Origin of the sequence: Streptomyces guryensis (assembly GCF_021261325.1) — a bacterium.
Classification (GTDB): domain Bacteria; phylum Actinomycetota; class Actinomycetes; order Streptomycetales; family Streptomycetaceae; genus Streptomyces; species Streptomyces guryensis.
Window position 1 is genome coordinate 22,586 of record NZ_JAJSBI010000052.1, and the last position, 7,132, is coordinate 29,717.

Consider the following 7,132-nt stretch of genomic DNA (forward strand, 5'->3'; position numbering starts at 1 on the left):
CGACGGTGACTGATCGGCCTTGAAGCCGCCCTCATCGTACCTCAGACCGAGATGAGTCGTACTCATCTCGAACGATATCGATCATGAACTGCGGTGCCACTTGGGGCTTTAATGCCGATTTACCTGCGTTTATGCCTCGTAATAGTCAGCTTCACTTGCACACTCAACCGCGAAAAAAGCCATACACACCCCTTGACTCAACCTTCGATATGGCGGCTAATTTCTTCCGCAGCGGTAAAGCCAGAGCCGTCAGAAGCCCTCATGCAGACCCAGTGGAGTCGCTCATGTCCGTCTACAAGCCTTCGGCCGCCCAGGAGACAGGGACCAGCAGGAGACGAGCCGCGTTGCTGGCCGGCTGTGCCGCCACCGTGCTGTTCACGGTGACCGCCTGCGGCAGCGGCGGCGGCACCACCGGCACGACGACCAAGGACGGATTCGCCCAAGCCGCGCAGAACGACGGGGCGTTGACCGTCTGGGTGGACGCGACCCGCATGGACGCGGCGAAGCAGTACCAGGCGCTGCACCCGGGCGTGAAGATGGACATCGTCAGCTATGACGGCGACGCCAACGGGTCCAACTACCTTCAGACCAAGGTCCAGCTGTTCAACCGCACGGGCAAGGGCTGGCCGGACGTCGTCTTCAGCTCCCAGAACAACGAGGCGAGCTGGGCCGTCGACGCAGGCTTCGCGGCGCCGCTGAACAAGGGCCTGATCCCGGACGCGACGCTCGGCGGGTTCGCCAAGGGCGCCAATGACGTCTGCACCGTCGACGGAACCATGTACTGCCTGCGCAACGACCTCTCCCAGGCCGTGCTCTGGTACAACGCGCCGCTGCTGAAGAAGTTCGGCTACACGGTCCCGACGACCTGGGAGGAGTACCAGGCGCTCGGCGAGAAGGTCGCCAAGGAGCACCCCGGCTACCTCGTGGGCGACGCGGGTGACTCCTTCACCCCCGAGATCTACCTGTGGGCGAGCAAGTGCGGCGCCAACCACATCACCGGCCCCAAGTCCGTGTCGGTCAACACCACCAGCGAGGCCTGCACCAAGATGGCCAAGCTGCTGGACGTGCTGATCAAGGACAAGTCGATGTCGATCAGCGGCGTCTTCAGCACCGACTTCGCCAAGAACGAGGCCGACAAGGTCCTGCTCATGCCCGGCCCGGCGTGGTACGGCGGCGCGGTCTTCAAGGACGGCCTCAAGACCCCGGCCAAGCAGATCGCGGTGGCGCCCATACCGCAGTGGCAGGGGGACACCTCGCCGTCCACCGGCAACGTCGGCGGCGGGACCTGGCTGCTGTCCAAGCACTCCACCCACATCAAGGCGGCCACCGACTTCCTGAAGTGGGTCACCACCGACAACGCCTACCAGGGCGAGAAGGCCCCCGGCTTCCCGGCCTACGCGCCCGCTGCCGAGAACTGGCTGAAGGCGCAGGCCGCCTCCGGGTACTTCGCCGGTGACCTCACCGCCCTCAAGGACGCCTCCTCGCAGGTGTGGTCCGACTGGGGCTCGGGCCAGTTCAGCCAGGAGGCGATCTGGGCCGCGACCGTCAAGCCCGGCCTGACGCAGGGCAAGACCATCGAATCGCTGCTGCCCGGCTGGCAGGACTCGATCGCCAAGTACGCCAAGGCCGACGGATACAAGGTCTCCCAGTGACTCTCACGCCCTCCTCGGCCGGCTCTGTCCGGGGGCGCCCTCGCGGTACCTCCCGCCAGAGCCGGGCCGGCGTGGCATTCGTCGCCGGCTATGTACTGCTGCTGGTCGCCTTCGGCGTCCTTCCGACCTGTTACGCGATCTACTTCGCGTTCACCAACGCCGGGGGCGCCTTCACCGGCTTCTCCAACTTCGTCACCACGGCACAGGACTTCCGCTTCGTCGACTCCCTGGGCCATGTGGCCCTGTACCTGGTCTTCTGGCTCCTGTCGCTCGTGGTGTTCGTGGTGGTCCTGGCGCTGCTCCTGCACAAACTGTCCTCCGGACCGGTCAGCCAGGCACTGCGCTTCCTCTACTACGTCCCCGGCGCCCTCGCCGGCGCCGCGAGCGTCCTGGTGTGGCTGTTCATGCTCGACCCGACGGTCAGCCCGGTCAGCTCCCTGCTGGAGACGCTGGGCTTCCACACCTTCGGCGAGGTCATCGCCCCCGGAAACCTGGCGCTGCTGTTCACGATCATCGCGTTCTGGACCGGTGCGGGCGGCTGGATCGTCGTCATGTACGGCGCCCTCAACAACATCCCCAAGGACGTCATGGAGGCCGCCCGCATCGACGGCGCGAACGGCTGGCAGACCGCCTGGCGGGTGCAGATCCCCATGCTCCGCAAGTGGATCGTCTACATGGTGATCCTGGCCTTCGCGGGCGGCGCCCAGCTCTTCGTCGAGCCGCAGCTGCTCTCCCTCGCCAGCACGGGCGTGGCCGGCCGCGACTACTCGCTCAACCAGCTGACGTACGACTTCGCCTTCCAGATGAACAACATCAACGGTGCGGCGGCGGTCTCGGTGGAGCTCCTGGTCGTCAGTGTCTCGGTCGCCGGTGTCTTCGTCGCACGGTCGGGGTTCTTCGATGCCGACTGACACACGAACCACTCCCCTTGCCACCGCCCCACGCACGGAACGGGATGGGAACGCCATGAGCCGAACCCGACACGGGGAACCGCGGCAGCGCCGCCGGCCCCCTCAGCACGTGGCCTCCCGGCTGCTGGCGGGCTCGGTACTCACCGTCTTCGTGGTGTTCTTCGTGCTCCCGGTGGTCTGGCTGCTGCTCGCGGCGACCAAGACCGACCAGCAGCTGGTCCACGACAACCCCCTGTCCTTCGGGTCCTGGCACGCGCTGACGGCCAACTGGCACGCACTGACCGCCTTCCAGGACGACGCCATCCTGGTGTGGCTGCGCAACTCCGCCGTCTACGCCGCGATCTCGCTGGTCATCACGCTCTGCCTGGCCATTCCCGCCGGGTACGCGCTGGCCATGACGGAGTTCCGCGGCCGGCGCGCGCTGCTGATCGCGACGCTGGTCGTGATGCTGATGCCGAACGCCACGCTGGTGGTGCCGCTGTTCCTGGAGATCAACGCGGTACACCTGATCGGCACCATGTGGTCGATCATCCTGCCGTACTCGTTCTACCCGTTCGGGGTGTACCTGACGTACATCTACTTCACCACCGCCGTGCCCAAGGACCTCCTGGCCGCGGCACGGATGGACGGCTGCTCCGAGTTCGGTGTGTTCCGTCATGTGGCCCTGCCGCTGGCGACCCCCGTCATCGCGCTGGTCGGGTTCTTCAGCTTCGTCGCCAACTGGACGAACTACTTCCTGCCGTACGTGATGCTCCCCGAGAGCGACCAGATGCCGGTCCAGGTCGGCGTCGGCAGTCTGCTCAGCAATGTGCCGTCGTTCAACCCGACCGTCGGCGCCCTCGCGATCCAACGCCCGCAATTGGCACTGGCGACGCTGGTGGCCATCACACCGGTGCTCGTCGTGTTCCTGTTCGCCCAGCGCTTCCTGGTCAGCGGAATGCTCGCCGGCGCCACCAAGGAGTGACCGCTCTCATGCCCTTCAGCCCTCACCCCCACGCCGCCGGGGACGACACCCCGGCCGCCGAACGGCCCGCCCCCGCACCCGATGTCCAGGCCGCGGTGCCGCTGCTCGAACCCCCCGGCTGGGCCGTCGCCCAGCGCTCGCTGTTCGACCTGCTCGACCACGCCTGGCGCCGTTTCGAGCGCGCCTTCACCGGCCCCGACGGACGGCTGAACTACCACGACCGGCTGACCAGCCGCGACGGTGTGGACGACTTCTACGAGGTCTTCTTCAACTGGCCCCAGCTCTACCTCCTCGGCGGCGCCGACGACCTCCTGCCAGCCAGCGAGCGGCACTGGGAGGGCGTCACCAGGCAGCTGACGGAGCTGGACATGCTGCGCGACGAGTACGAGCGCGGCTACGACTGGTTCCACCAGGGCGAGAGCCTGCTGCTGCTCTACTTCCTGTGCATGGCCGCCCCCGACCGCTGGGCCGAACGCGCGCTGCGCTTCGCCGAGTTGTACGTCGACCCCGCCAAGGGCAACTACGACCCCGAGCACCGCATCATCACCCGCCCGCACAACGGCAGCGACCCCGAGCGCACCGGCCTGTTCGACGGCGACGTGTACCCCTGGCTGCTCAAGGAGGCGGAGACCTACGGCTTCCCGCTCGACTGGCTCCCCGAGGCCCAGGACGGCCCGTACCCGCTCTCGGCGGACCCGCGGCTCGGCGACCAGATGCGGGACCGCATGGGCGTCGGCGACACCGCGCTCAACCTCGCCGCGGCCGGACTGGTCCTCAACGCCTGGATCCTGACCGGCGAGGAGCGCTACCGGGACTGGATCGTCGAGTACGTGGGCGCCTGGCGCGAGCGCACCCGGGAACACGGCGGCCTGATCCCGGACAACGTCGGCCCGGACGGGGTCGTCGGCAGCCTCCTGGAAGGCCGCTGGTACGGCGGTCACTACGGCTGGTCCTGGCCGCACGGCTGGCACAGCGTCGGTCACGCGGCCTGCGTGGCGGCGCTCGCGGCGGCGACGGTCACCGGGGACGACGACTACCTCTCCATGGTCGCGACCTCGCTCGACGCCCTCATCGACCGCGGCAAGGTCATGCCGAACACGGAGGCCGACTCCAGCCTGCCCTCCAAGTGGGTCGCGGAACTCGGTCCGGACCAGCACACGCCCACCCTCCATCTGCCGTTCCGGCACAACGACTCGGGCTGGTTCGACTACAACCCGTCGACACCCCCCGTGCCGGTGGCCCTGTGGCACCACACCTCCTCGGAGGCGGACCGCGCCCGGCTGGAGCGGCTGCGTGAGGCCGACGGCATCGACTGGCGCACCGTGCGGCCGTTCCGCGCCAAGGAGGAATCCGGTCACGAGAAGGCGTGGTTCGCCTTCCTCGCCGGCGACGACCCCGGCTACCCGGAGCGGATCCTCGCGGCCGCCCAGGCCCAGGTCCGGCACCGCCTGCGGCGCATCGACCGCTACGGCGACCTGGAGGTACCCGAGGCCGACATCCACGTGTGGCAGCAGTGCAACCCGGTGGCCACCGAGGCCCTGGTACAGCTGACCTGGGGCGGCCCTCAGGTGATGTACCAGGGCGGTCTGCAGCAGGCGCGGCTGCGCTACCACGACGCCGACGCACGCCGGGCGGGCCTGCCCGCGGACGTCGCCGCCCTGGTCACCTCCATCGACCCCGACGCGACCACCGTCGAACTGGTCAACCTCTCCCCCGACGCCGACCGCGTGATCATCGTCCAGGCGGGCGCGTTCGCCGAACACACCATCACCGGCGTCCGGTACACGACCTGCGCGGACGACGGCTGGATCGGCGACATGTACGACTACGGCCACACCGAGCCGGTGGTCTCCGAGGCCGAAGTCCCGTGCGACGGCCCGTACCTGACGGTCCGCCTGCCCGCCTCCACGCGCATCCGGCTCACCCTGCGGCTGGGGCTGCGCACCCGTACTCCCAGCTATCGCACGCCGTTCGACACCACGGCCGACCGGACCAACTCCACCGACACGACAGGGGAATCGGCGTGAAGCGCATCGCCCAGACCATCAGGCTCCGCCCCGAACACCGCGAGGAGTACCTCCGGCTCCACTCCGCCGTGTGGCCCGGCGTCGAAGCCGCGCTGCACCGGGCGAACATCCGCAACTACAGCATCTTCCTCCACGGTGACGTGCTGTTCGCCTACCTGGAGTACCACGGCGAGGACATCGAGGCGGACATGGCGATCATGGAGGCCGACCCCGAGACCCAGCGGTGGTGGAAGCTCACCGACCCGTGCCAGGAACCCTTTCCCGACCGGGGCGAGGGCCGCCAGTGGAGCGAGCTCCCCGAGATCTGGCACCTGAGCCCGCCCGGCGACGACGCCACCGCCTGACCCGGCCCGCACCGACCCGACTTGGATCAGCCCGTGAACGCACCCGTGCTCGTCGACGCCCACCACCACCTGTGGGACCTCTCCCAGCGTCCGCAACCCTGGCTGGACGACCCCGACGTGGCGTCGATCCGCCGCACCTTCACCACCGAGGACCTGCGTTCCACCGCCACCCACCCGATCGCGGGCCGGCGGCTGCACGGCACGGTGGTCGTCCAGTGCATCGCGGAGGTCGCCGAGACCGAGGACCTGCTCGCGCTCGCCGAACAGGAGCCGCTGATCCAGGCCGTGGTCGGCTGGGCCGACCTGACGTCCCCGGCCGTCGCCGACGTGCTCGACCAGCTGATCGCCGGGCCGGGCGGCGGGTACCTGCGCTCCCTGCGCCACCTCGTCCAGGGCGAGACAGACCCGGCTTGGCTGCAACAGCCCGATGTGGAACGCGGGTTGAGGGCTGCCGGGGATCGCGGGCTGCGCTACGACGTACTCGTCCGCGACCAGCAGCTCGACCAGGCGATCCGGCTCGCGGAACGCTTCCCCGACCTGCCCCAGGTGCTCGACCACGCGGGCAAGCCGGACATCGCGCGGCAGGACATCGCGGAGTGGGAACGCCGGGCGCGGCAGCTGGCCGCGCACCCGCACGTGGTGTGCAAGGTCTCCGGGCTGATCACCGAGGCCGACCACACCCGCTGGACCACCGCCGACATCCGCCCCGTCTGGGACGTGCTGGTCTCCGCCTTCGGCCCCGAGCGGCTGATGTTCGGCTCGGACTGGCCGGTCGCCAACCTCGCGGGCGGCTGGAACCGGTGGGCCGCCGGCGTGGACGAACTGCTCACCGGCTGGAGCGAGAGCGATGTCGACGCGCTCCTCGCCGGCACCGCGACCGCGTTCTACGGCCTTGAGTCCGTCGCCGGGGGCGACGCCACCGCCCCGACGACCTGACCCCACTCCCGCTCCGCGGCGACAGCCACCGTCGCGGACCCCCACCCCACGCACCGAACCCGCACCGAACCAGCGCCGGACACACCGCCTCGGATGCCGAGCCCTCGGCCGCCGCATGCCCCGATCCGCGCCGAAGGGATCCTGACCCCCATGACACCAGCCGCCCGTTACCTGTCCGCCCGCTACCTGTCCGCCCGCACCCTGGACACCGCCCCCGCGCTCAGCGCGCCGCCGGGAGCCGGTGAGGTGGAGCTGGCCCCCGCGTATGTCGGTATCTGCGGTACCGACCTGCACATCT

The 7,132-nt window shown here is 69.2% G+C and carries 6 protein-coding genes; all 6 read left to right on the forward strand.

Annotated elements, in window-relative coordinates; translation table 11 throughout:
* Positions 1–284: 284 nt before the first annotated feature.
* The 6 genes from LJ657_RS47050 to LJ657_RS47075 are packed head-to-tail and all read left to right on the forward strand — an operon-like array spanning position 285 to position 6,834.
* The gene (locus LJ657_RS47050; protein WP_232655879.1) at positions 285–1,652 is read left to right on the forward strand and encodes an ABC transporter substrate-binding protein; all 1,368 of its coding nucleotides are present in this window, start codon (positions 285–287) and stop codon (positions 1,650–1,652) included.
* The gene (locus tag LJ657_RS47055) at positions 1,649–2,563 is read left to right on the forward strand and encodes a carbohydrate ABC transporter permease (RefSeq protein WP_232655880.1); all 915 of its coding nucleotides are present in this window, start codon (positions 1,649–1,651) and stop codon (positions 2,561–2,563) included. Before LJ657_RS47050 ends, LJ657_RS47055 begins: the two co-directional genes overlap by 4 nt.
* A 55-nt stretch (positions 2,564–2,618) precedes the next feature.
* The gene (locus tag LJ657_RS47060; RefSeq protein ID WP_232655881.1) at positions 2,619–3,527 is read left to right on the forward strand and encodes a carbohydrate ABC transporter permease; all 909 of its coding nucleotides are present in this window, start codon (positions 2,619–2,621) and stop codon (positions 3,525–3,527) included.
* Positions 3,528–3,535: 8 nt separating this feature from the next.
* Complete coding sequence (locus LJ657_RS47065) at positions 3,536–5,554, forward strand: DUF8034 domain-containing protein (RefSeq protein ID WP_232655882.1); 2,019 nt, start codon at positions 3,536–3,538, stop codon at positions 5,552–5,554.
* Complete coding sequence (locus LJ657_RS47070) at positions 5,551–5,898, forward strand: L-rhamnose mutarotase (RefSeq protein WP_232655883.1); 348 nt, start codon at positions 5,551–5,553, stop codon at positions 5,896–5,898. Before LJ657_RS47065 ends, LJ657_RS47070 begins: the two co-directional genes overlap by 4 nt.
* Before the next feature lie 33 nt (positions 5,899–5,931).
* Positions 5,932–6,834 carry an amidohydrolase family protein gene (locus LJ657_RS47075; RefSeq protein WP_232655884.1) on the forward strand — a complete coding sequence of 301 codons (903 nt, stop codon included), beginning with the start codon at positions 5,932–5,934 and terminating at the stop codon, positions 6,832–6,834.
* Positions 6,835–7,132 lie beyond the last annotated feature (298 nt).